This is a genomic window from Streptomyces sp. NPDC043812 (assembly GCF_056436245.1).
In genome coordinates this window covers 554,060-576,428 of record NZ_JBWKCY010000001.1, presented here as the reverse complement: position 1 = coordinate 576,428, position 22,369 = coordinate 554,060, and the positions used below count along the sequence as shown (strand labels likewise).

Sequence of the window (22,369 nt, the reverse complement as noted above, 5' to 3'; positions counted from 1 at the left end):
CGACAGCTCGGCTGCCTGCGCATCGGTCGGATGGAAGCGGTACTTGAACGCCCGCTTCACACACGTCGTGGTCACGCTCACAAACTAACGGGACTGCGACTTAAGACCAAACCTGCGGGTCAGAGCACGGCCTTTCGCCCTGGCGGCGAAACCCCGCCCGTTGCCCTGCTCCGCAGGAGTCCGTTTCCTCCCCTGCCTGAAGGCAGGGGTATCCACGGAGGAATCAGATGAAGGCGTACGTCGTCGGTGTGGGGAACACCACGTTCGACAAGCCCGGGACACGGGATCGGCAGTACTGGGACATGGCTCGGGAAGCGGGCGGCAAAGCGCTCGCCGACGCGGGCGTGGCCTACGAACAGGTGCAGCAGGCACCCGTCGGCCACTGCTTCCAGGCGTCCACCGCGGGCCAGCGCGCCGTGTACGAACTCGGCCTGACCGGTGTCCCCGTCTACAACGTCAACAACAACTGTGCGACCGGCTCGACCGCGCTGATGCTCGCCCGGCAGTTCGTCGAGGGCGGGGCCGCCGACTGCGTCCTCGCGCTGGGCTTCGAGAAGATGGCGCGCGGCGCCCTCGGCGCCGGCTCCGACGGGGGCGACTTCGCGGCCTCGCCCGTCGCACGCCACTACGGGATCATGGCCGTCCGGCACGGCTTCGAGCAGAGCCCGCCGACCGCCCAGATCTTCGGCAACGCGGCCCGCGAGCACATGGAGCGGTACGGCACGACCGAGGCGCAGCTCGCCGCCGTGGCCGCCAAGAACCACCGGCACTCGGCGGACAACCCCGACGCCCAGTTCCAGGACGTGTACACGGTCGACGAGATCCTCGCCTCGCGGACGATCCACCGGCCATTGACGAAGCTCCAGTGCTCACCGACGTCCGACGGAGCCGCAGCGGCCGTCGTCGTCTCCGAACGCTTCGTCGTCGAACACGGCCTGCACGACAAGGCCGTGGAGATCGTCGCGCAGGCGATGACCACCGACACCGAGGCATCCTTCGCGTCCGGCTCCTGCATCGACGCGGTCGGGCGCCCGATGTCACGGGCCGCCGCGCGCCGGGCGTACGAGGCGTCCGGACTCGGTGTCGAGGACGTCGACGTGATCGAGCTGCACGACTGCTTCTCCATCAACGAACTGCTGACGTACGAGGCGCTGGGCATGTGCGCCGACGGTGAGTCCGGCAAGCTCGTCGAGAGCGGCGCGACGACGTATGGGGGACGGTGGGTGGTCAACCCGTCGGGCGGGCTGATCTCCAAGGGGCATCCCCTCGGCGCGACCGGGATCGCGCAGGTCGCGGAGCTGGTGCGGCAACTGCGCCAGGAGGCCGGGCCGCGGCAGGTGGACGGCGCGCGGATCGGGCTGGCGCACAACATCGGGCTGGGCGGCGCGGCGGTGGTGACGCTGCTGCGCAGGGCGTAACGGCTGCCGTGGCCCGAGGTCGTAGGACCAAGGGCGACAGGTCCGTACATCGATTTCCGGATGTACGGACCGCGTGGCGGCTGCGACCATGACACTCATGGTCCGAGCCCGCACACACACCGAGACGCCCATGTCGTCAACCGCCGCCGCCCGCACGCCGCGCACCTGGGCGGTGGTCCTTGCCGCGTGCGCCGGTCAGTTCCTCGTCGTGCTCGACGTCTCCGTCGTCAATGTCGCGCTCCCCTCCATGCGCGCCGACCTCGGACTGAGCGGGCCCGGGCTGCAGTGGGTCCTCAACGCGTACTCGATCGCGTTCGCGGGTTTCATGCTCCTCGGCGGCCGGGCGGCCGACATCTTCGGGCGCAAGCGGATGTTCCTCGTCGGGCTCGCGCTGTTCACCGCCGCGTCCCTCGCGGGCGGACTCGCGCAGGAAGGCTGGCAACTGCTCGCCGCCCGCGCCGTACAGGGGCTCGGCGCGGCCGTCCTCGCCCCGGCGACGCTCACCCTGATCACCGCGGCCGTGCCGCCCGGCCCCGCCCGCACCCGGGCGATAGGCACCTGGACCGCCGTCGGTGCGGCAGGGGGCGCTGCCGGCGGACTCGTCGGCGGGGTGCTGACCGATCTGCTGTCCTGGCGCTGGGTGCTCCTGATCAACGTGCCCGTCGGTGTCCTGGTCCTGGCGTTCGCGCTGGCGTGGCTGGCCGAGAGCCGGGTCGGCGAGGCCCGGCGCCGGCTCGACCTGCCGGGAGCCGTTCTGGTCACCGGCGGACTCGCTTCCGTCGCCTACGGGATCGTGGAGACCGAGGAGTCCGGCTGGGCGGCGGCCGCGACCCTGCTGCCGCTGCTCGGCGGGATCGCGCTGCTGGGCGCCTTCGTGGCCGTGGAGGCGATTACCGTGGCACCGCTGATGCCGCTGAAGGTCTTCCGCTCGCGGGCGGTGTCCGCCGCGAACGTGGCCATGACGGTCACCGGGTCGGTGTCCTTCGCGATGTGGTTCTTCATGACCGTCTACGCGCAGAACGTCCTCGGCTACACCCCGACGCAGGCCGGACTCGCCCTGATCCCCAGCTCGTTGAGCGTCGTCATCGGCTCCAAGCTGGCACCGCCCCTCATGGTGCGCGCCGGTGCCCGGAACGTCGCGGTACTCGGTGCGCTGATCGCCGCCGCGGGCTTCGGCTGGCAGTCGACCATGGGCACGGACGGCGGGTACGTCACCACGATCGCCCTGCCCGGTGTGCTGATGATGACGGGCATCGGCCTCGCGGCGACCCCGCTGGCCGCCCTCGCGACCGCGGGTGCGGCACCCGGCGACGCGGGCCTGGTCTCCGGCCTCGTCAACACCTCTCGCACGATGGGCGGCGCTCTGGGCCTCGCGATCCTCTCCACGGCCGCGGCCTCCCGCACAGGCGGCGCGACCACGGCCGAGGCGCTGACGTCCGGCTACGCGCTGGCGTTCCGCACGGGCACGGGCGTGCTGCTGGCCGCCGCGGTCCTGATGCTGCTGTGGCTGCCGCGCGCGGCATCGGAGCGGGCGGCATCGGAGCGGGCGGCGAAGGACCCGACCCTCTGAACTCCCAGGTACCGCACAACCGTCGACGCCCTCACTGTGACGGGGACGACGCACCGAACGGTGCGGCACAACGGAGGGAGTCATCGTGGGGAAGATGCGAGCAATGGCAGCGGCGGCGGCCGCCACCGCTGCGGGCGCGATCCTCGTCGCACCGGGCACGGCCCAGGCGGACGTGGGGGCCCAGGCGGCGTGGAGCTGTGAGTACAGGAGCGTCTGCTACTACCCGAACGCGGACGGCACCGGCCAGCGCTGCGAGACGCCGGTCACGATCGCACGCTGGGTCAACAGCTACTGCCTCAACACGAAGTTCAAATCGTTCTTCAACAACGGGGAGCCGGTCGGCAAGGACCATGTGTACTCGTACACCGGCTACAACTTCACCGGAACACGCTATTGCGCGCACGTAGGCCCGTCCGAGGGCAAGGGCCGGTTCCCCAGCGGGGGCGTCTACCTCAAGTCCAACCAGTGGTTCGACGGCGAGTGCTGACCGGTCCCGGGATCCTGGCTCACAGCCACCCCTGCTGACGGGCCTCCCGGACCGCCTCCATGCGGTTGCGGGTGCCCGTCTTGCCGATCGTGGACGACAGATAGTTCCGCACGGTCGATTCCGACAGATGCAGCTTCTCCGCGATGTCGGAGACCGTCGCGCCGTCCACCGACGCGTTCAGCACGTCCCGTTCGCGGGCCGTGAGCGGAGACGGCCCGGCGCTCAGCGCTGCTGCCGCGAGCGCCGGGTCGATCACCGTCTCGCCCGTGAGCACCCGCCGGATCGCCTGCGCCAGTTCCTCCACCGGCCCGTCCTTGACGAGGAATCCGGCCGCCCCTGCCTCCATCGCCCGGCGCAGATAGCCGGGCCTGCCGAACGTCGTGAGGATCAGCACCCGGCAGTCGGGCACCTCCTTGCGCAGCTCGGCGGCGGCGTCCAGGCCGCTGATGCCCGGAAGTTCGATGTCCAGCAGCGCCACATCGGGCACCGAGGTGAGCGCCTTGTCCACGATCTCGTCGCCGCGGCCCACTTGGGCCACCACCTCGATGTCCGGCTCCAGGCCGAGCAGCAGGGCGAGCGCGCCGCGCATCATCCCCTGGTCCTCGGCGAGCAGTACCCGTACGGACTTGGCGGGTCTGTGGTCCTGCGGCATCTCGTCCACGCTGTCAAGGGTAGGGCCGGAGCCCGCGGTCCGCCCGCCGCGGACGCGGGCGTCAGGGCTGCTGCACCACCGTGTCCACCGGCAGTTCGGCCGCCACCCGGAAGCCGCCGTCCATCCGGGGCCCCGACTCCAGCGTGCCGCCCGCGGCAGCGACCCGTTCGGACAGGCCCAGCAGACCGCTGCCGGGGGCGGACGTGCCCCGGCCGCGGCCGTCGTCGGTGACGGTCAGGCGCACATGGTCCGCGGTGCCGGTGAGTTCGATGTCGCAGCGTGAGGCGCGGGAGTGGCGTACCGCATTGGTGACCGACTCGCGGACCACCCAGCTCAACAGCGCCTCGGTCTCCGGCTTCAGCGGGGTGCCCGACAGCCGTACCACCGGGTCGATGCCCACCGTGGTCAGGGTGTCGCGGGCCCGGTCGAGTTCGGTGGTGAGGCTGCCCGCCCGGTAGCCGGTGACCGCCTCCCGGATCTCCGTCAGGGCCTGCCGGCCGATCGTCTCGATGTCGGAGACCTGGGCGAGTGCGGCCGGCACGTCGTGCGGGCCGAGCCGGCGGGCCGCCTCCGCCTTGACCACGATCACGGACATGGTGTGGCCCAGCAGGTCGTGCAGATCACGGGAGAAGCGCAACCGCTCCTTCTCCACCGCCGTGCGCGCCAGTTCCTGTTTGGTCCGCCGCAGCTCGCGGACGGTCTCGGACAGGGCCAGGACCGCGGCGGTGACCATGGCGGAGATGAACGTTCCGTACGCGACGTTGATCGCGCCCCAGCCGTCCCGCCAGGCCGCGATGCCCGCGGCCAGCAGGCACAACGGAAAAACGGTCGCGGGCAGTTGTCGGCCGCGGAGCACGGAGCCGACCGCCAGGCCGAGCAGCGGGAAGAACAGCAGCCAGTCGCCGCCGTAGGCGGCGGACAGCCAGCAGGTGACGCCGGTCATCGCGAGCAGCAGCCACCGGGTGGTGGGCGCCTCGCGCTTCTCCTTGTCGAACGCGCGGAAGACGACGGCGATGTAGAGGGAGTTGAAGGCGAGCACCTCCAGCCCGCCGACCCAGGGGTTCGGGGTCTTTCCCTGGACCAGGTTCGCGATCGCTCCCATGCCCATGAGCAGCCACGGCAGCATCGCGAAGCCGTTGGGCGGCCCCATCTCCTCGGGCTGCCTGGTCCTGCAGCGCCGTTTGGTGAAAACCATCGCTCTCTCCTCAGGCCGTCCTTGCGGAGCGACGGTACGAGACCACCGCGTACGAACCGAACAGTGCCGCCCACACGGCGAGCACGGTCACGGCCGTGAGCGCGGGAGCGCTGCCCTCGGCGAGCGACCGGCCCAGTTCGGCGAAGCGGTTCGTGGGAGTGAACCCGGACAGGGTGCGCAGCCACTGCGGGAACAGGTCCACGGGGAACCAGAGACCGCCGACGATCGCGAGCCCGAGACCGCAGACGACGTTCACGACGCCTGTGGTCTGGGCGGAGAGGCGGTAGCCGTTCCCGATGCCGAGCAGGGTGAACGGGAGGGCTGCCAGCCAGAGCGCCGCTGTCACGGCCACCCACTGCCAGCCGTCCATGCGGACGCCGTTGACGAGCGCCCCGGCCAGCAGCACGGCCGCGATGGACGGCAGGACGATCACCGAACCGGTCAGTGCGCGGCCCGCGACGACCTGCCGGGGACTCATCGGCGTGATGCGCAGCTGCCGCAGCCAGCCGATGCCCTTGTCCTCCGCGACGCCCGTCCCGGTGGACAGGGCCGCCCCCAGGGCGCCGTACGCGGCCATGCCGACCATGGAGGCCGTTCTCCACCCGGAGTCGTCGGTGCCGAGGTTGGTGAACAGCAGATACATCATCACCGGCATTCCGATCCCGAAGATCACGAATCCGGTGTCGCGCAGGGTGCGACGGACTTCCAACAGGACGTAGTCGGTGATCACTTGGCTGCCTCCGGGGCACGGGCGGTGAGGGCGAGGAACGCGTCGTCCAGCGAGAGGGGGGCCACTTCGAGACCGCGGACGGCCCCGAGCGCGGCCAGCGCGACCACGGTCGCGTCCGAGTCCTCGCTGCGCAGCCGGGCACGGTCGCCGTGCACCTCGGCCGAGACGACACCGGGCAGCTGCAGCAGACCTGCGGATCCGCGGCCGGCCAGGTCGAAGGAGACGAGGTTGCCGCCCGCGGAGCGCTTGAGCTCCTCGCCGGTCCCGTCGGCGACGATCCGGCCGCGGTCGACGACCACGATCCGGTCGGCGTGCGCGTCCGCCTCCTCCAGGTAGTGGGTGGAGAACAGGACAGTGTTGCCGCGCCGGGCGTAGGAGCGCATCGAGGCCCAGAACGCCTGCCGGGCCTCGACGTCGAGGGCGGCGGTCGGCTCGTCGAGGACGATCAGTTCGGGAGAGCCGACCACGGCGACCGCGAAACGCACACGCTGCGCCTGGCCGCCGGAGATCCGGTCGATACGAAGGCCGGCGAGCGCGGTGACGCCGGCCAGTTCCAGCGCCTCGTCGACGGGCATCGGGGCGGGATACGTGCGGGCGACGAAGGAGACCAGTTCGCGGACCGTGACCCGGGGGACCGGGCGGCCGTCCTGGAGCATCGCGCCGACCCGGCCCGCGGCGACGGCCCGCGCGGGGTCGGCGCCGAAGAGGCGGACCTCGCCCGCGTCGGGTTCGTCCAGACCGAGGATCAGCCCGATGGTGGTGGACTTCCCGGCGCCGTTGCGGCCGAGGAGGGCGACGGTTCCGCCGCGCGGGACGGTCAGGTCGATGCCCGACACGGCCTGAACGGCGCCGAAGGACTTGGCCGCCCAGGCGAGGTGAACTGCGGTCTGCGTCATGACCACGACGCTACGGAGCGGGCACGGCGCCCCGGCAGATGCGGATGTACGGACCCGGCAGTGACAAATGTCCCGGGTGCGGCCACCGGCAGGCCCCGTCGGCCACCTGCTCGGTACGTGACCCCGACAGGTGATCTGACATGCCGTCAGCAGTCTTCACAACTCATCGGGGCTGCGTTATACATAGACGCCATCGGCCTAGAACGCGTTCTAGAACGGATCGTTCCGGGCCCTGTCCGGGCGACCTCGGTGCGGCCGACGGTGCGGACGGCCGTGCCGAGGTCTTCGACCCTACGAGCCCTTCGAGGAGCCTCAGCCCCATGCCGATTGACGCCGCCAGGGCCGTCGCAGCCGAACCCCGGTCCAGCACGATCCAGTGGGACCACAAGGACATCCAGCTCTACCACGTCGGCATCGGCGCGGGCCTGCCCGCCACCGACCCCGACGAGCTGCGCTACATCCTCGAATCCCGGCTCCACGTGCTGCCCAGCTTCGCCACCGTCGCGGGCGCGGGTATGGGCGTCGTCGGCGGGATGGGCGCGCCCGGCATCGACGTCGATCTCACCGCCGTCCTGCACGGGAGCCAGCGCATCACCCTGCACCGCCCCGTCCCCGTCCGCTCCACAGCCACCTCCGCCTCGCGCGTCGTCGCCGTGTACGACAAGGGCAAGGCGGCCGTCATCGTCCTGCGCACCGAGGCGGCCGACGACGATGGGCCGCTGTGGACCAGCGACGCGCAGATCTTCGTACGCGGCGAAGGCGGTTTCGGCGGCGACCGGGGCCCCTCGGAGCGGCTCGAACTCCCTGCCCGCGCCCCCGACCGCACCGTCGAGCGCGCAATCCGTGAGGACCAGGCGCTCCTCTACCGGCTCTCCGGCGACTGGAACCCGCTGCACGCCGACCCCGAGTTCGCCAAGCGCGCCGGATTCGAGCGGCCCATCCTGCACGGCCTGTGCTCGTACGGCATGACCCTCAAGGCCGTCGTCGACACCCTGCTCGACGGCGACGTCACCCGGGTCCGCTCGTACAGCACCCGATTCGCCGGAGTCGTCTTCCCCGGCGAGACCCTGCGCATCCGGATGTGGCGGCACGAGGGCGGCGTCCAGGCCTCGGTCACGGCCGTGGAGCGGGACGACGCACCTGTACTCGCCGACACCCTCGTCGAGACCTCCTGAAGGGACCCGCCATGCGCGCAGCCGTACTGCACGAGATCGGCCAGGACAAGCTCGAAGTCCTCGACGACGTCGAGGCGGTGGGCTTCGGCCCCGGCAAGGTGAAGATCCGGGTACGGGCGACCGGACTGTGCCACTCGGACGTCTCCGCCATGAGCGGCGTCCTGCCGCAGCCCGCGCCGTTCATCCCCGGCCACGAGGGCGCGGGTGAGATCGTCGACGTCGGAGACGGGGTCACCGGCCTCGCGCAGGGAGACCGTGTGCTGCTGTGCTGGCTGCCCGCATGCGGGATCTGCCCGTCCTGCAAACGCGGCCAGACCCAGCTGTGCCTGGCCGGGTTCATGAATGCCGGCACCCCCAACTTCACGCGCTCCGGCGGCGACGTGTTCGGCTTCGCCGGAACCGGCACGTTCACCGAGGAGGTCGTCGTCGACGCGGGCTGCGCCGTGCCGATACCCGACGACGTCCCCTTCGACATCGCCGCGCTCATCGGCTGCGGCGTCACCACCGGACTCGGCGCCGCCATCAACACCGCCCAAGTGCAGGCCGGTTCGTCGGTCGCCGTCATCGGCTGCGGTGGCGTCGGGATCTCCGCGATCCAGGGCGCCCGGCTCCAGGGCGCCGCGCAGATCGTCGCCGTCGACCCGGTGGCCTCCCGGCGCGAGGCGGCGCTGCGCTTCGGCGCGACGGAGGCCGTGTCGCCCGACGAACTCGCCGACGCCAAACAGCGCATCACCGCCGGCGAGGGCTTCGACTACGTCTTCGAGGTCGTCGGCAGGTCCGCCACGGCGCGCACGGCGTACGAGACGACCCGGCGCGGAGGGACCCTGTGCATCGTCGGTGCGGGCGCCATGGACGACTTCCTGCAGCTCAACATGTTCGAGCTGTTCTTCGACGAGAAGCGCATCCTGCCGTCGATGTACGGCGGCGGCGACGTGCTGCGCTCCTACGAGCGGGCGATAGCGCTGTGGCGGGCCGGGCGCATCGACCTCGAGTCGCTGATCACACACCGGGTGCCGCTGTCCGGGATCAACGACGCGCTGGCGCAGATGCGTTCGGGCGAGGCGCTGCGCACCTGCATCGAGATCTGAGGGGTGGGCCGCGATGTCACTCCTTCCCCTTGAGGGCCTGTCGGCCGTGGTCACCGGCGCGGGCCGGGGTCTCGGCCGCGCCGAGGCCGTCGAGCTCGCCCGGCTCGGCGCGGCGGTCGTCGTCAACGACTACGGTCAGCCGGGCCGGGACGGCTCCGGCGCCGCGTCCGCCGCGCCCGCGGAGGAGGTCGCCGCCGAGATCCGCGCGGCGGGCGGCCGGGCCGTCGCCCACCGCGGCGACGTCGCCGACGCCGGATCGGCCCGCGCACTGATCGACCTGGCGGTCACGACGTACGGGAAGCTCGACATTCTCGTCAACAACGCGGGCATCCTGCGCGACCGCATGATCTTCTCGATGAGCGAGGACGAGTGGGACTCGGTGGTCCGCGTCCACCTCAAGGGCCACTTCAACACCATCCGCTTCGCATCCGTCCACTGGCGCGAGCGCGCCAAGACGGGCGGGGGGCCGGTGTACGGCCGGATCGTCAACACCTCGTCGGAGGCGTTCCTCGCGGGCTCGGCGGGCCAGCCGAACTACGCGGCGGCCAAGGGCGGGATCGTGGGCCTGACGACGTCCACGGCCATGGCGCTGGCGAAGTACGGCGTGACGGCGAACGCGATCTGCCCCCGGGCGAGGACGAGGATGACGGAGGACGTCTTCGCGGGCTTCGCGGAACCGGCCCCCGGTGCCCTCGACCCCCTCGCGCCGGAGCATGTGGCCCCTCTGGTGGGCTATCTGGCGTCCCCGGCGGCGGCCGGCGTCAACGGCCGGCTGCTGGTGGTCCACGGCGGGATGGTGGCGGTGATGGAACGTCCGAGGGTGGCGGCGAAGTTCGACACGGCGAAGGACGCGTTCACGTACGGGGAGCTGGACGAGGCACTGACGCCGTACTTCGCGGGGCGGCCACCGGGCGAGACGTTCGGAGCGGCGGAGGTACTGGGCCTGCGGCGGGGGTAGGCGGGAGCGTTTCCCCGCCCCGCCCCTCCCCGCCGTTCCCCGAAACCGGAGCGTGCCCCGGGCCCGCACGGCCTTCGGCCGTGTCCTCGAACTCCCCCACGGCCCGGCGGCCGTGGGGGAGTTGTACGTGGCCGGGCCGGGCGTACTCGGCCGTGGCAACCCGGTCCGACCGGGTGCACTCGGCGCGTGGGCACCCGGGACTCCGTCAGAGGCGGCCCCGAGCCCACGGCGGGGGAGCGAGGCGCAGGCTTCGGGGGCGGAGCCCGCACGTGTGCTCGGCGCGGGACGCCCTGCTGGCGCCCCCTCCTCGCGGGCCGTACCCCGCAAGCCTTGCCGGGCGCCGCTTTCCGCGGCCGCGGGGCCGTGGGGGAGAGACGTAGGGTCCGGTTGAAGCCCCGTAGGCGTGCTCGGCGCGGGACGCCGTGTCGGGGCCCCTCCCCGGCCGCCGGCCGTAGGGGCGAGCGAGGCGCGGCGGTCCGAGTGAAGCCCCCCGCCAACGTGCTCGGCACAACAAGCGTTGCCGGGCGCCGCTTTCCGCGGCCGAGGGGGCCGCCGGGCCGAGGCGTACGGTCCGGTTGAAGGCCCCGTAGGCGTGCTCGGCGCGGGACGCCCTGCTGGGTGCCGCAGGCGTTCCGGCCATCGGCCCAGGTGGGACGTGAGGCGTGGGGTCGGGGGCGGAGCCCCCGAACCGGGTGGTCACGCGTCCAGTGGTGCGAGCGTCACCTCGGCCAGGCGGTCCCGTTCCGCGATCACCTCGATCTTCGTGATCCCGCCGTCCGTGATCGTGAAGGCGAGCACCAGGAACAGCCGCCCCTGCGGGGCCATCACGAGGCCGACCGTGCCGTCCACCAGCGCCGGGCCCGTGAACCGGGCGCGGCCCATCGCTGCCATCGCGCCCTTGGCCACCGTGCCGGCGCCCCGGACGACGACGGGTTCGGGCGTCGGGATGACCGCCCTGTCGGCATGCAGCACGACGTCCGGATGGAGGAGGGCGACCAGCGCGTCGAAGTCCCCGCCACGAGTCGCGGCGAGGAAGGCGTCGACGACCCGGCGCTGTCGGGTCGGATCGGTGGCAGGCGCCGGGGCGCCGCCCTTGACCCGGCGGCGGGCCCGGCTCGCGAGCTGTCTCGCCGCGGTCGGGGTGCGGTCGATCATCGGGCCGATCTCGTCGAAGGGCACCGCGAACATGTCGTGCAGTACGAAGGCGAGCCGCTCGGCCGGTGCCAGCGTGTCCAGCACCACCAGAAGCGCCACCCCGACCGAGTCGGCCAGCAGCGCCTCGTGCTCCGGGTCGTCTCCCTCCTCGTGGCCGGTGACCGGGTCGGTCGCCCGTACCTCGAGGGAGTCCTCGCGCCGGGACGCGCGTGCCCGGAGCATGTTCAGACACACGCGTGACACCACGGTGGTCAGCCACCCCGTGATGTTCTCGACGCCGCCGGTTTCTGCGCGGCTCATGCGCAGCCAGGCTTCCTGGACGGCGTCATCGGCCTCGCTCGCCGAACCGAGCATCCGGTAGGCGACCGCCCGCAAATGGGCCCGGTCCTGCTCGAAACGGTCGGTCAGCCAAGCGTTCTCGTCCATCGGTCACATTCCTCGCTCGCGGGGTGTCAAAGAGACAGACCCCCGAGAACCTACTGATGTGACAGCAGGGGCGGTCGACGTCGTGGGACACGACGTCGACCGCCCCTGCTCGGCATTGCGGGTCCCGGCCGGGTTACGGCCTCTCGGACCCCGAAGGACGCCGGTGCCGGCCGTGCGGCTGGGTCGCCGCGTCCTCCATCGCTGCACCGCCCCGGTGCTTGCCTGCACCGCCGGCGTCGCCCCCGTTCGCGGCCGCGGGCTGCGGGCGCTCCTGGGTCGTGTCGGTTCGGGCTTCGAACATGGCGGAAGTCACCCCGTTGTGATCGCTGATTGCCTGTCACAGGGCCCCGTACACACAGGCGTGATCCGTGTCACCGTCGGTGCACGCGCAGTGCGGCCGACCCCCCGGCCGGAAAGTCTAACCACGCGCACCGCGCCCGGTGAGGGGTGCCTGCTGCAACGGGACCGGCTTGCACACAACAGGACCGCCAGGGGTGTCGCACGGTTCCCCACCTGCGCGTTCCGCTTGTGCCGGTTCTGTGGCGGGACGGTGTCCGCCGGAGTCCGGCGACGTCCGGCAGAAGGTTTCTTCAGCCGTCAGGCGTGCCACCCCGCACGCCACCTCTTCGGTTTCGTAGGGCAGTTGCAGCGCGCCCTCCCGGCTCCACATCCCCGCCCCCGCCAACCAGCCGCTCGGCGGCGCCAGTTGACCCAGCGAACGGCCGGCCGGGCGCCAGACGCCCACCCAGCTGCCCCCCGCGCCGTCGATCCGCAGCGCCACCGCGCAGCTCTCCGGCATCAGCACCTGGCCCGGCTGCACGGCGAACGGCGTCACCAGCGCGTCCGGCAGCCGCAGGCACTCGGGGAAGCGCACCGGTCGCAGGCTGCCCAGGACGCCCCAGCCGAGCCGGTCCCGGTCCGGGTCCGGCGCGTTGGAGCGGATCAGCAGGAGGCCGCTGTCGGCGTCGGCGAGCAGCAGCCGGTCGTCGCTGTCCTCGGTGATCTGCAGCAGCGGTGTGACCTCCCCGCCCCGTGCCAGGTCCACCGTCACCGTCTTCACCGGCCCGCCCGGCAGCCGCCGGTCCACGGCCAGCAACCGTCCCGTGCGGTCCAGCCACGCGCCGCCCGAACAGCGGCCCGGTACGTCGGCGATGTGCTCGGCACCGAACGTGCCGCCCGCGACCAGCCAGATACCGGTCGAGGTGTCGCCCGGCGCCAGTGCGTAGGCGCGCCCCCCGTCCGGGGACGGCGGCAGCAGCGTCAACTCCTCGGCGGTGACGGCCCCGACGGGCAGCTCGCCCGTCCCGGGACCGGTCGGGTACAGCAGGGAGAGCGTGTGCCGCTCCCCGGCCCGGCGGCGGATCAGAACCCGCCCGTCGGTCAGCGGCAGCACCTCCGTGTCGCGCTCCTCGGGCTGGTCGAGCGGCAGCGGAACCGCGTACGGCTCCGGACCGTCGAGCGTCCAGCGCTCCGGGAACAGCGCGTCGCCGGTTCCCGCGAGCCGGGCCGCGTACGACCCGTCCGCGGTGATCGTGAACCCCGTACTCGCCGAATTCGCCACCGCTTCGTCCTCCGCGGCGGTCTCGATGGCACAGGCAGTCATCGATGCGTCACCTCCGGCAACCGAAGCTAGGTATCGCACTTCCTGCCGAACAGCACGAGACCAACCACTTCACACATAAGGGTGGCCATGCCCCGATTTGCCTGAGGGGGAGGGGGTGGGTGTGCTCCCCCGCGCCCGCCGCGCTTATGGTTAGGCCCCCCTAAGTTCATCGGTCAGGAGCCGTCATGTCCCTACGCCGCCGCGGCGCTGCCGCCGCTGTCGCCCTCGCAGCCGCCCTCTCCCTCGCCGCCTGCGGCACCCAGGGCGGCGGGGCCGAGGACACCGGAGCGGCCAAGGGGGACAAGGGCGGCCAGGCCGTCGCCCAGGGCGGCGAGGAGTTCTCCGACGCGGCCGCGAAGACCGCGGCCATGGGCACGGACGCGAAGCCGGGCCAGTTCCCGCGCACCATCACGCACGCGCTCGGGAAGACCGAGCTGACATCGGCGCCCAAGCGCGTCGTGGTCCTCGACGTCGGCGAGCTGGACAACGTTGCCTCGCTCGGCATCAAGCCCGTCGGCTACGCGCCCACCGAGGGCGACGACGGCATCCCCGGATACTTGAAGAGCGCCGCCGGCAGCCCCAAGAGCGTCGGTACGATCAACAGCCTCAACCTGGAGGCCGTCGCCGCGCTGAAGCCCGACCTGATCCTCGGCAGCCAGCTGCGCGCCGGCGACAAGTACGGCGAGCTGTCGAAGATCGCACCGACGGTCTTCTCCGTCCGCCCGGGCTTCACGTGGAAGGAGAACTACCTCCTCAACGCCGCGGCACTGGACAGGACCGCGGAGGCGAAGGCCAAGCTCGCCGCGTACGAGAAGAACGCGAAGCAGCTCGGTACGGACATCGGCGGGAAGAAGCCGACCGTCACCATGCTCCGCTACATGCCGGACAGGATCCGCCTGTACGCGGGTGCTTCCTTCATCGGCACGATCCTGAAGGACGCGGACATCCCGCGGCCCGCGAACCAGCAGGTCGAGGACCTCGCCGTCGAGATCAGCCCGGAGAAGATGGACCAGGCCGACGCCGACTGGATCTTCACCGGCGTCTACGGCGACCCGGCCAAGACCCAGCGCGACACCGCCCGCTCCAACCCGCTGTGGAAGAACCTCGGCGCCGTCAAGGCGGGTCGGGCCAAGGACGTCCCGGACGAGACCTGGTACCTGGGCCTCGGCGTGACCGCGGCGGACGAGGTCCTCGACGACCTCCGCGGCTTCCTGGTCAAGTAGGGCCAGGCCGTTCCGGCGGGCGGGGCAGGTAGCCTTTGCTGCGTGCCCCGTCTGTCTGAAGTCATCACCGCGCTCGACGCCCTCTGGCCCCCCGCGCGGGCCGAGCAGTGGGACGCGGTCGGCACGGTCTGCGGTGAGCCCGACGCGCAGGTCGGCCGGGTGCTGTTCGCCGTCGACCCCGTCCAGGACGTCGTCGACGAGGCGGTGAAGCTGGGCGCCGACCTGCTCGTCACCCACCACCCCCTGTACCTGCGGGGCACGACGACGGTCGCCGCCGGCCACTTCAAGGGCCGGGCCGTGCACACACTGATCAAGAGCGACATCGCGCTGCACGTCGCCCACACCAACGCCGACAGCGCCGACCCCGGCGTCTCCGACGCCCTGGCCGGCGCGCTCGACCTCCGCGTCGTCGGGCCCCTCGTGCCGGATCCGTCCGACCCCGCGGGCCGCCGCGGCCTCGGCCGCATCTGCGAGCTCGACCACCCCGAGACGTTGCGGGAGTTCGCCGCCCGTGCCGCGAAGCGGCTGCCGGCCACCGCGCAGGGGATCCGTACCGCCGGTGACCTCGACACACTCGTCCGCACCGTCGCCGTGAGCGGCGGCTCCGGCGACAGCCTCTTCGACCAGGTGCGGGCCGCCGGTGTGGACGCCTTCCTCACCGCGGACCTGCGCCACCACCCGGCGTCCGAGGCCACCCAGCAGTCACCGCTCGGCCTGGTGGACGCCGCCCACTGGGCCACCGAGTGGCCCTGGTGCGAGCAGGCCGCGGCCCAGCTCGACGAGATTTCCGACCGGCACGGCTGGGACCTGCGGGTCCACGTCTCGAAGACGGTCACCGACCCCTGGTCCCACCACGATTCCTCTGGAGCCCCCAACTGAACGCCGCGCCCGCCGATCAGATCCGCCTTCTCGACGTCCAGGCCCTGGACGTACGCCTCTCGCAGCTCGCCCACAAGCGGGTGTCGCTGCCCGAGCACGCCGAGATCGAGTCGCTGAACAAGGACCTCACGCAGCTGCGCGACCTGCTCGTCGCGGCGCAGACGGAGGAGAGCGACACCGCCCGCGAGCAGACCAAGGCGGAGCAGGACGTCGACCAGGTGCGCCAGCGCGCCACCCGCGACCAGCAGCGCCTCGACTCGGGTGCGGTCACCTCGCCCAAGGACCTGGAGAACCTCCAGCGCGAGATCGTCTCCCTCGCCAAGCGCCAGGGCGACCTGGAGGACGTCGTCCTGGAGGTCATGGAGCGCCGCGAGTCCACGCAGGAGCGGGTCGCCGAGCTGACCGAGCGCGTGTCGTCCGTGCAGGCCAAGGTCGACGACGCGACCACCCGTCGTGACGCCGCGCAGGAGGAGATGGACAGCGAGGCCGCTTCCGTCACCAAGGAGCGCGAGGTCGTGTCCGGCTCCGTCCCGGCCGATCTGCTGAAGCTGTACGAGAAGCTGCGGGTCCAGCAGGGCGGTGTGGGCGCGGCGCGGCTGTTCCAGCGCCGTTGCGAGGGCTGCCAGTTGGAGCTGAACATCACCGAGCTGAACGAGGTCCGCGCCGCGGCCCCCGACACGGTGCTGCGTTGCGAGAACTGTCGCCGCATCCTGGTCCGCACCTCCGAATCGGGCCTGTAATGCGGGAGTTCGTCGTCGAGGCCGACGGCGGCTCCCGGGGCAATCCGGGTCCCGCCGGCTACGGCGCGGTCGTGCTGGACCCCGCCACGGGCGAGACGCTCGCCGAGGCGGCCGAGTACATCGGTGTGGCGACGAACAACGTCGCCGAGTACAAGGGCCTGGTCGCCGGGCTGAAGGCGGCCCGTGCGCTGGACCCGGACGCGGTCGTGCGGGTACGGATGGACTCCAAGCTCGTCGTCGAGCAGATGTCGGGCCGCTGGAAGATCAAGCACCCGGACATGAAGCCGCTCGCCGCCGAGGCCGCACGCGTCCTCCCGCCCGCGCAGGTCACCTACGAGTGGATCCCGCGCGAGCGGAACAAGCACGCGGACCGGCTCGCCAACGAGGCGATGGACGCGGGCAAGAAGGGCAAGCAGTGGGAGCCATCGCGCTCCACGGCCGCGCTCGACACCAGCGACACCCGTGCGGCGCGCGTCGTGGGCGACGCGGCGGCCGGCGCGGCGAAGGCACGCGCGGCGCTGGCGGGCGGCGCGACCGCCGTTGCCACCGTGGTCACGGAGCCCGCCGTCGGCACCACCGAGACGGCGTCCGCGGGCTGGGGTGGCGGCATGGGCACGCCCTCCACGTTCGTCCTGCTGCGGCACGGCGAGACGGCGCTCACCCCGGAGAAGCGTTTCTCGGGCAGCGGCGGCAGCGATCCCGTGCTGTCGGCGGTCGGCCGCAGGCAGGCGGAGGCGGTCGCCACGTCCCTGGAGGCGCGCGGCACGGTCCAGACGATCGTCACGTCACCGATGCGGCGCTGCCGTGAGACCGCAGAGGCGGTGGCGACCCGGCTGAACCTCGACGTCACGGTCGACGAGGGCCTGCGCGAGGCCGACTTCGGCGCCTGGGAAGGGTTGACCTTCGCCGAGGTGCAGGAGCGGTACGCGGACGATCTCGACGCCTGGCTCGCCTCCCCGAAGGCGGCCCCGACCGGCGGCGGCGAGAGCTTCGCGACGGTGGCGCGCCGGGTAGCGTCCGCCCGCGACCGGCTGCTCGCACGGCACGAGGGCCGCACGGTACTACTGGTCACCCATGTGACCCCGATCAAGACGCTGGCCCGCCTCGCCCTGGGCGCCCCTCCGGAGTCCCTGTTCCGCATGGAACTGTCGGCGGCGTCGATCTCGGCGCTGGCGTACTACGCGGACGGGAACGCCTCGCTGCGCCTCCTGAACGACACGTCGCACCTGCGCTGACGGGCCGGGTACCGCGACTCGAACGCCGGACGGGCTGGTTTCGCCGCGCGAAGTCCAGCCCGTCCGGGGTCGCCCGCAGGGCTCAGGGGGAGTTCGAGGACACCGTGCGAAGCGCGGTACGGGGTCCGGGGCTTGCCCCGGGTTCGGGAGGGGCGGGTAGGGGAACACCCCGCCGCAGGTGCCACCGCACCCCGTTCGTCCGCGCGGTCACGCGTCAGCCGCGCAGCCCCGCCGCCTCCCGTGCCAGGGCCTCGACCTGCGCCCAGTCCCCACCGGCCACCGCATCCGCCGGCACCATCCACGTGCCCCCCACGCACCCCACGTTCGGCAGCGCCAGATACCCCGGCGCCGACGCGAGCGAGATGCCGCCCGTCGGGCAGAAGCGGGCCTGTGGCAGCGGACCTGCGAGGGACCTCAGATACGCCGCGCCGCCCGCCGCCTCCGCGGGGAAGAACTTCATCTCCCGCACGCCGCGTTCCAGCAGCGCCACGACCTCCGATGTCGTCGAGACCCCCGGCAGGCACGCAACGCCCGATCCGCGCATCGCTTCCAGCAGCGCGTCCGTCCAGCCGGGGCTGACCAGGAACCGCGCCCCGGCCGCCACCGCCGCGTCCACGCCGTCGGGCGAGATCACCGTGCCCGCGCCGACGACCGCGTCCGGTACCTCCGTGGCGATTGCCCGGATCGCGTCGAGCGCGGCGGGCGTACGGAGCGTCACCTCGATCGCGGGCAGCCCGCCCGCGACCAGGGCGCGGGCCAGCGGCACGGCGTCGGCCGCGTCGTCGATGACGACGACGGGGAGGACGGGGGCGAGGTCGAGGACCGAAGGGAGTGCGGAGGTCATACCCGCCATCCTGCCCAGCCCGAGCGCACTGCGCAACGAGCGTTGCGCATCATGCAACACTCAGTGGATCTCCGTCACCACCACATCCAGCGCCCACGGCCGCCCCGCCTTCCCCGGCGGCTCGGTCTCCACCACGTACCCCAGCTCCCGCAGTGCCTCCGCGAGCGCCGTCGGTGTCCTCGGCGCGGCCCCCGCCTCCAGCAGGCTGCGTACGATCCGGCCCTTCGTCGCCTTGTTGAAGTGGCTGACCACCGACCGCTTCTCGACACCGTCGACCGTCTGCGCGTGCAGCACCCGCACCGTCGCCGTCCGCTCCGCGACCTCGCCCTTCGGCTTCCACGCCGCCGCATACGCCGAGGAACGCAGGTCCAGCACCAGCCCGCCGCCCGCGGCCTGTGGCAACGCGGACTCCATCGGCCCGCGCCAGTACGCACCCAGCGCGCCGAGTCCCGGCAGCTTCACGCCCATCGAGCAGCGGTACGGCGGGATCCGGTCGCCGATCCGCACCGCGCCCCACAGCCCCGAGAACACCAGCAGGGACTGCCGGGCCCGCCGCCGTGCGGCCTGATCCAGAGTGGCGAGCCCCAGCGCGTCGTACAGGACCCCGGTGTAGAGCTCACCGGCCGGACGCGCGCCCGCCGTCCGCAGCTCCACGTTCTTCGCGATCTCCCCGCGCAGCCCTTCGCTCAGCCCGAGCACCTGCTGCGCCTTCGCCTCGTCGGCGGCGCACAGCTCGACCAGCTCGTCCAGGACCGCGGCCCGCGCCCCGGCGAGCCCCGGCAGGGACAGCGACTCCGGCTTCAGCGGAGCCCCGCGGCCGGCGGCGGCCTTACCCTCCGACGGCGGCAACAGCACGAGCACGGCAGTTCTCCTTCAATGACGTACGGGGCAGGGGGTGCGGTCCCCGCGCCAGCCTACTGAGCCCGCGGACCGCCGAAATGCCACGACCCCCACCCCGCCATACGCTCGGTCCATGCCCCGCCGCCCCATGCACGTGACCGGCGCAGCCGAGGCCACGCTGCGCACCGCGCTCGGTGAACTGCGCACGGCGCTCGGCGTGCCCGGCGCATTCCCGGCCGCGGTGCTCGCCGAGGCGGAGCAGGCCGTCCGCGCACCCCGGCTGCCGGACCACGACGCCACGGACATCCCGTTCTTCACCATCGACCCGCCGACCTCGGTCGACCTTGACCAGGCCATGCATCTGGCCCGCCGCGAGGGCGCAGGCTTCCGTGTGCACTACGCCATCGCCGACGTCGCCGCCTTCGTCACCCCGGGCGGGGCGCTCGACGCCGAGGCCCACCGCCGGGTGCAGACCCTGTACTTCCCCGACGAGAAGGTCCCCCTGCATCCGCCCGTCCTCTCCGAGGGCGCCGCCAGCCTGCTCCCCGACCAGAGCGCCCCCGCCCTGCTGTGGCGCATCGATCTCGATGCCGAGGGCCGCGCCGTCGCGACCGATGTGCGCCGGGCGCTGGTGCGCAGCCGGGCCAAGCTCGACTACGCCGGGGTGCAGCAGCAGATCGACGCGGGCACGGCCGAGGAGCCGCTCGCCCTGCTCAAGGACATCGGCACCCTGCGCGAGGCGCTGGAGGTGGAGCGCGGCGGGATCTCCCTCAACGTGCCCGAGCAGGAGATCGTCGAGGTCGACGGCACCTACGCCCTCGCGTACCGGGCGCCGCTGCCCGCCGACGCCTGGAACGCGCAGATCTCCCTGCTGACCGGCATGGCGGCCGCCGACCTGATGGTCGCGTACGGCACCGGGATCCTGCGCATCCTGCCCACCGCACCCGACGGCGCCGTTGCCCGGCTGCGCCGCTCGGCGACCGCGCTGCGCATCGACTGGCCGCACCACGTCTCCTACGCGCAGCTCGTGCGCTCCCTCGACCCCCACGACCCCCGCCACGCCGCATTTCTGCAGGAGTGCACGACACTGCTCAGAGGCGCCGGGTACACGGCGTTCACCGGCGGCCGGCTGCCCTCGCCCGCCGTGCACGCGGCCGTCGCCGCCGAGTACACCCACTGCACCGCGCCGCTGCGCCGGCTCGTCGACCGCTACTCCGGCGAACTGTGCCTCGCCGCGGTGGCCGGGCAGGAACTGCCCGCGTGGGTGAGCGAGGCGCTGGAGACGCTGCCCAGGGAAATGGCCGAGGGAACGCGGCGCGCCAACACGGTGGAGCGCGAGAGCGTCGACGTCGTCGAGGCCGCCGTGCTCAGCAGCCGGGTCGGTGAGGTCTTCGACGCGGTGGTCGTGGACGTGAAGGAGAACGAGCCGTCCGTCGGCACGGTCCACCTGGAGAACCCGGCGGTCGTGGCCCGGATCGAGAGCGGCGACGGCGCGCTGCCGCTCGGCGAGCGGCTGCGGGTACGGCTCACGCAGGCCGATCCGCACGAGGCGAAGGTGGTGTTCGCGCCGGCGTAGCGCTGTCCCTCCCCGAGGCCGCGCGAAGGGCGGCGACGAGCCCCGCCGGATCGTCGGCGTGGAAACGGATGGTGTGCTCGGCCGTCCCGCGCGCGCCCAGGGGGCGTACGAAGGCGAGCGGCCTGGCCAGTTCCACAGCGACCGTCGTCTGGCCCGCGACGATCAGCTCCAGGCTGCCGTCGTCCCGCACGGTCACCAGCCGCCCGTCCGGGTACCGCCGCTCGACGCGGGCCCGCGTGATGTCCTCGGCCGGTATCCGCAGGTCGAACAGGGCCCCGTAGCGCAGCCGCAGCGAACCGTCGGCGCCCACGACATGGGGCCGCGTCACGCACGCGGCGTGCAGGGCGACGATCAGCAGCACTCCGTAGACATCGATCACGAGCGTGATCGCGTGGACGAGCGGCCAGGGGATCAGCACCGCGAGAGCGACGGTCTCGATGACGGAGACGAAGATCATGCCCCACATGAGGGCGGTCTGCGGGCCGGTGTAACCGGCCCCGAAAGCGCCCTCGGGCACGCCGTGCCGACGCCTGCCGAGCCACAGGGCGAGGCTGTGCAGCGCGCGCAGCTCGTGCAGGAGGAGCCGGGCGGGGACGGTCGGCACCAGCTCGCGTACCGCCTCGGCCGCCGCGTCGCGCTGCGCGAGGCCCTTGCGGCGCGCGCCCCGGTACAGCCGCAGCAGCACGGATGCCTCCAGCACGAGCACGGCGAGGACGAGCAGTTCTGCCGCCACGATCGCGGCGTGCGGCACCTGGACGCCTGCCACCAGCAGCATGACCAGTACGAACTCGGCGGGCAGAAGCGCCCACACGGCCAGTCGGGCGGCTCTCATCGCTGCCCCCGCGCGCGGGCCGCGAGCCGGTCGATCATCCGCCGTACGACAGCGGCCTGAGCGGGCGCGAAGTCCGCGAGGAACGCCTCGCCGAACGGGCTGTCCGCGCCCTGGACCTCGTCTCCCATCAGCGCGACCAGTTCGTCGGGCACGCTGGCCGCGAACGCGTCCGCCAGCGGCCCGACGCGCGGGTCCCCGGCATCGGCGTCCTCGAGATCATCGAGCCGCTCGTACAGTGCCTGGGCACGGGCCGCGAACCCGGCGTCCTCGGCGTACGGCCGCAGCGCCGCGAACAGCTCCGCGCGACGGGCGGGCTCCACCATCGAGTCGAGCAGCGCCAGATGCTCCCGGTCCTTGGCGGCCATCGGCGAGTCGCTCGGTGCGAGGGCTCCGAACAGCCCGGCCAGCTCCGCCGACACCGGCCCCTCGGCCGGCAGCCGCCCCTCACGCGCCTGCGCCATCAGCTCGGCGAGCCGCGCACGGCGCGCGGCGATGGCCGCCTCCTGCCGCGCGAGATCGGCGTCCAGCTCCTCCAGTACCTCGCCCAGGTCCCGCCCGGCGTCGTCGGCGAGCACGTCCCGCACCTCGGCGAGCCCGAGCCCCAGCTCGGTGAGCCGCCGGATCCGGGCCAGGACCACGGCGTCGCGGACCGTGTAGTCCCGGTAGCCGTTGGACCGGCGTACGGGCTCGGGCAGCAGCCCGAGGTGGTGGTAGTGCCTGACGGCCCGCGTGGTGACATCCACCAGCGCGGCGATCTCTCCGATACGCATGGGTCCAGTAGAAACCTTGACGTTGCGGCAGGGTCAAGCGGCCGGTCACGGCAGAGTTGGAGGGCCACCGCCCTTCC

The 22,369-nt window shown here is 72.6% G+C and carries 22 protein-coding genes; 11 read left to right on the top strand and 11 right to left on the bottom strand.

Annotated elements, in window-relative coordinates; genetic code table 11:
- On the bottom strand, window positions 1-81 hold an 81-nt coding region (locus AC067Z_RS02660), incomplete at its 3' end, for a helix-turn-helix domain-containing protein (RefSeq protein WP_478787600.1).
- A gap of 146 nt (window positions 82-227) precedes the next feature.
- On the opposite strand from AC067Z_RS02660, the gene AC067Z_RS02655 reads away from it, so the two are divergent.
- The 3 genes from AC067Z_RS02655 to AC067Z_RS02645 all read left to right on the top strand — a co-directional run bounded on the left by AC067Z_RS02655 (window position 228) and on the right by AC067Z_RS02645 (window position 3,475).
- Window positions 228-1,418: a lipid-transfer protein gene (locus tag AC067Z_RS02655; RefSeq protein WP_478787571.1), complete on the top strand. Its 1,191-nt coding sequence runs from the start codon at window positions 228-230 to the stop codon at window positions 1,416-1,418.
- 130 nt (window positions 1,419-1,548) lie between these two features.
- Window positions 1,549-2,988, top strand: coding sequence for an MFS transporter (locus tag AC067Z_RS02650; protein ID WP_478787570.1), 1,440 nt, complete (start codon window positions 1,549-1,551; stop codon window positions 2,986-2,988).
- Window positions 2,989-3,082: 94 nt separating this feature from the next.
- A complete protein-coding gene (locus AC067Z_RS02645) occupies window positions 3,083-3,475 on the top strand; it encodes a peptidase inhibitor family I36 protein (RefSeq protein ID WP_478787569.1) in 393 nt (130 codons plus the stop codon).
- 19 nt (window positions 3,476-3,494) lie between these two features.
- Here AC067Z_RS02645 and AC067Z_RS02640 read toward each other — a convergent pair whose 3' ends face one another.
- The 4 genes from AC067Z_RS02640 to AC067Z_RS02625 all read right to left on the bottom strand — a co-directional run bounded on the left by AC067Z_RS02640 (window position 3,495) and on the right by AC067Z_RS02625 (window position 6,948).
- Window positions 3,495-4,127: a response regulator gene (locus AC067Z_RS02640; protein WP_478787599.1), complete on the bottom strand. Its 633-nt coding sequence runs from the start codon at window positions 4,125-4,127 to the stop codon at window positions 3,495-3,497.
- A 61-nt stretch (window positions 4,128-4,188) separates the two neighbouring features.
- Complete coding sequence (locus AC067Z_RS02635; RefSeq protein ID WP_478787568.1) at window positions 4,189-5,322, bottom strand: sensor histidine kinase; 1,134 nt, start codon at window positions 5,320-5,322, stop codon at window positions 4,189-4,191.
- Between the two features lie 10 nt (window positions 5,323-5,332).
- Complete coding sequence (locus tag AC067Z_RS02630; protein WP_478787598.1) at window positions 5,333-6,049, bottom strand: ABC transporter permease; 717 nt, start codon at window positions 6,047-6,049, stop codon at window positions 5,333-5,335.
- Window positions 6,049-6,948, bottom strand: coding sequence for an ABC transporter ATP-binding protein (locus AC067Z_RS02625; protein WP_478787567.1), 900 nt, complete (start codon window positions 6,946-6,948; stop codon window positions 6,049-6,051). The genes AC067Z_RS02630 and AC067Z_RS02625 overlap by 1 nt, the downstream gene beginning before the upstream one ends.
- Window positions 6,949-7,268: 320 nt before the next feature.
- On the opposite strand from AC067Z_RS02625, the gene AC067Z_RS02620 reads away from it, so the two are divergent.
- The 3 genes from AC067Z_RS02620 to AC067Z_RS02610 are packed head-to-tail and all read left to right on the top strand — an operon-like array spanning window position 7,269 to window position 10,169.
- Window positions 7,269-8,123: a MaoC/PaaZ C-terminal domain-containing protein gene (locus AC067Z_RS02620; protein ID WP_478787566.1), complete on the top strand. Its 855-nt coding sequence runs from the start codon at window positions 7,269-7,271 to the stop codon at window positions 8,121-8,123.
- Between the two features lie 11 nt (window positions 8,124-8,134).
- A complete protein-coding gene (locus AC067Z_RS02615) occupies window positions 8,135-9,211 on the top strand; it encodes a Zn-dependent alcohol dehydrogenase (protein WP_478787565.1) in 1,077 nt (358 codons plus the stop codon).
- 13 nt (window positions 9,212-9,224) lie between these two features.
- Window positions 9,225-10,169 carry a 3-oxoacyl-ACP reductase gene (locus AC067Z_RS02610; protein WP_478787564.1) on the top strand — a complete coding sequence of 315 codons (945 nt, stop codon included), beginning with the start codon at window positions 9,225-9,227 and terminating at the stop codon, window positions 10,167-10,169.
- 696 nt (window positions 10,170-10,865) lie between these two features.
- Here AC067Z_RS02610 and AC067Z_RS02605 read toward each other — a convergent pair.
- Both AC067Z_RS02605 and AC067Z_RS02600 read right to left on the bottom strand, forming a co-directional pair.
- On the bottom strand, window positions 10,866-11,750 hold the full coding sequence (locus AC067Z_RS02605) for a sigma-70 family RNA polymerase sigma factor (protein WP_478787563.1): 885 nt from the start codon (window positions 11,748-11,750) through the stop codon (window positions 10,866-10,868).
- Window positions 11,751-12,168: 418 nt separating this feature from the next.
- Window positions 12,169-13,353, bottom strand: a complete 1,185-nt coding sequence (locus tag AC067Z_RS02600; protein ID WP_478787562.1) for a hypothetical protein — start codon at window positions 13,351-13,353, stop codon at window positions 12,169-12,171.
- A gap of 185 nt (window positions 13,354-13,538) precedes the next feature.
- Between AC067Z_RS02600 and AC067Z_RS02595 the strand changes: the two genes are divergently transcribed.
- Genes AC067Z_RS02595 through AC067Z_RS02580 form a run of 4 tightly spaced genes read left to right on the top strand, consistent with a single transcriptional unit; the run spans window position 13,539 to window position 17,430 of the window.
- Window positions 13,539-14,576, top strand: coding sequence for an ABC transporter substrate-binding protein (locus AC067Z_RS02595; RefSeq protein WP_478787561.1), 1,038 nt, complete (start codon window positions 13,539-13,541; stop codon window positions 14,574-14,576).
- Between the two features lie 42 nt (window positions 14,577-14,618).
- On the top strand, window positions 14,619-15,455 hold the full coding sequence (locus tag AC067Z_RS02590) for a Nif3-like dinuclear metal center hexameric protein (protein WP_478787560.1): 837 nt from the start codon (window positions 14,619-14,621) through the stop codon (window positions 15,453-15,455).
- The gene (locus AC067Z_RS02585; RefSeq protein ID WP_478787597.1) at window positions 15,452-16,195 is read left to right on the top strand and encodes a zinc ribbon domain-containing protein; all 744 of its coding nucleotides are present in this window, start codon (window positions 15,452-15,454) and stop codon (window positions 16,193-16,195) included. Before AC067Z_RS02590 ends, AC067Z_RS02585 begins: the two co-directional genes overlap by 4 nt.
- Entirely contained in the window at window positions 16,195-17,430 is a 1,236-nt protein-coding gene (locus AC067Z_RS02580; RefSeq protein WP_478787559.1) for a bifunctional RNase H/acid phosphatase, read from the top strand. Before AC067Z_RS02585 ends, AC067Z_RS02580 begins: the two co-directional genes overlap by 1 nt.
- Before the next feature lie 214 nt (window positions 17,431-17,644).
- Here the strand turns inward: AC067Z_RS02580 and eda are convergent, their stop codons facing one another.
- Complete coding sequence (eda, locus tag AC067Z_RS02575) at window positions 17,645-18,274, bottom strand: bifunctional 4-hydroxy-2-oxoglutarate aldolase/2-dehydro-3-deoxy-phosphogluconate aldolase (RefSeq protein ID WP_478787558.1); 630 nt, start codon at window positions 18,272-18,274, stop codon at window positions 17,645-17,647.
- A 60-nt stretch (window positions 18,275-18,334) separates the two neighbouring features.
- The gene (gene yaaA, locus AC067Z_RS02570) at window positions 18,335-19,135 is read right to left on the bottom strand and encodes a peroxide stress protein YaaA (protein ID WP_478787557.1); all 801 of its coding nucleotides are present in this window, start codon (window positions 19,133-19,135) and stop codon (window positions 18,335-18,337) included.
- A gap of 112 nt (window positions 19,136-19,247) precedes the next feature.
- On the opposite strand from yaaA, the gene AC067Z_RS02565 reads away from it, so the two are divergent.
- Window positions 19,248-20,690, top strand: coding sequence for an RNB domain-containing ribonuclease (locus AC067Z_RS02565; protein WP_478787556.1), 1,443 nt, complete (start codon window positions 19,248-19,250; stop codon window positions 20,688-20,690).
- On the opposite strand, the gene AC067Z_RS02560 is transcribed toward AC067Z_RS02565, so the two are convergent.
- Window positions 20,641-21,522, bottom strand: coding sequence for a hypothetical protein (locus tag AC067Z_RS02560; protein WP_478787555.1), 882 nt, complete (start codon window positions 21,520-21,522; stop codon window positions 20,641-20,643). The genes AC067Z_RS02565 and AC067Z_RS02560 overlap by 50 nt on opposite strands.
- On the bottom strand, window positions 21,519-22,292 hold the full coding sequence (locus AC067Z_RS02555; protein ID WP_478787554.1) for a MerR family transcriptional regulator: 774 nt from the start codon (window positions 22,290-22,292) through the stop codon (window positions 21,519-21,521). The genes AC067Z_RS02560 and AC067Z_RS02555 overlap by 4 nt, the downstream gene beginning before the upstream one ends.
- Between the last annotated feature and the right edge of the window lie 77 nt (window positions 22,293-22,369).

Coding starts and splice junctions, on each gene's coding strand:
- AC067Z_RS02580 (WP_478787559.1), top strand. CDS start 16,195: ATGCGGGAGTTCGTCGTCGAGGCCGACGGCGGCTCCCGGGGCAATCCG.
- AC067Z_RS02650 (WP_478787570.1), top strand. CDS start 1,549: ATGTCGTCAACCGCCGCCGCCCGCACGCCGCGCACCTGGGCGGTGGTC.
- AC067Z_RS02635 (WP_478787568.1), bottom strand. CDS start 5,322: ATGGTTTTCACCAAACGGCGCTGCAGGACCAGGCAGCCCGAGGAGATG.
- AC067Z_RS02655 (WP_478787571.1), top strand. CDS start 228: ATGAAGGCGTACGTCGTCGGTGTGGGGAACACCACGTTCGACAAGCCC.
- AC067Z_RS02555 (WP_478787554.1), bottom strand. CDS start 22,292: ATGCGTATCGGAGAGATCGCCGCGCTGGTGGATGTCACCACGCGGGCC.
- AC067Z_RS02610 (WP_478787564.1), top strand. CDS start 9,225: ATGTCACTCCTTCCCCTTGAGGGCCTGTCGGCCGTGGTCACCGGCGCG.
- AC067Z_RS02615 (WP_478787565.1), top strand. CDS start 8,135: ATGCGCGCAGCCGTACTGCACGAGATCGGCCAGGACAAGCTCGAAGTC.
- AC067Z_RS02625 (WP_478787567.1), bottom strand. CDS start 6,948: ATGACGCAGACCGCAGTTCACCTCGCCTGGGCGGCCAAGTCCTTCGGC.
- eda (WP_478787558.1), bottom strand. CDS start 18,274: ATGACCTCCGCACTCCCTTCGGTCCTCGACCTCGCCCCCGTCCTCCCC.
- AC067Z_RS02645 (WP_478787569.1), top strand. CDS start 3,083: ATGCGAGCAATGGCAGCGGCGGCGGCCGCCACCGCTGCGGGCGCGATC.
- AC067Z_RS02560 (WP_478787555.1), bottom strand. CDS start 21,522: ATGAGAGCCGCCCGACTGGCCGTGTGGGCGCTTCTGCCCGCCGAGTTC.
- AC067Z_RS02595 (WP_478787561.1), top strand. CDS start 13,539: ATGTCCCTACGCCGCCGCGGCGCTGCCGCCGCTGTCGCCCTCGCAGCC.
- AC067Z_RS02640 (WP_478787599.1), bottom strand. CDS start 4,127: ATGCCGCAGGACCACAGACCCGCCAAGTCCGTACGGGTACTGCTCGCC.
- AC067Z_RS02600 (WP_478787562.1), bottom strand. CDS start 13,353: ATGACTGCCTGTGCCATCGAGACCGCCGCGGAGGACGAAGCGGTGGCG.
- AC067Z_RS02565 (WP_478787556.1), top strand. CDS start 19,248: ATGCCCCGCCGCCCCATGCACGTGACCGGCGCAGCCGAGGCCACGCTG.
- AC067Z_RS02605 (WP_478787563.1), bottom strand. CDS start 11,750: ATGGACGAGAACGCTTGGCTGACCGACCGTTTCGAGCAGGACCGGGCC.
- AC067Z_RS02620 (WP_478787566.1), top strand. CDS start 7,269: ATGCCGATTGACGCCGCCAGGGCCGTCGCAGCCGAACCCCGGTCCAGC.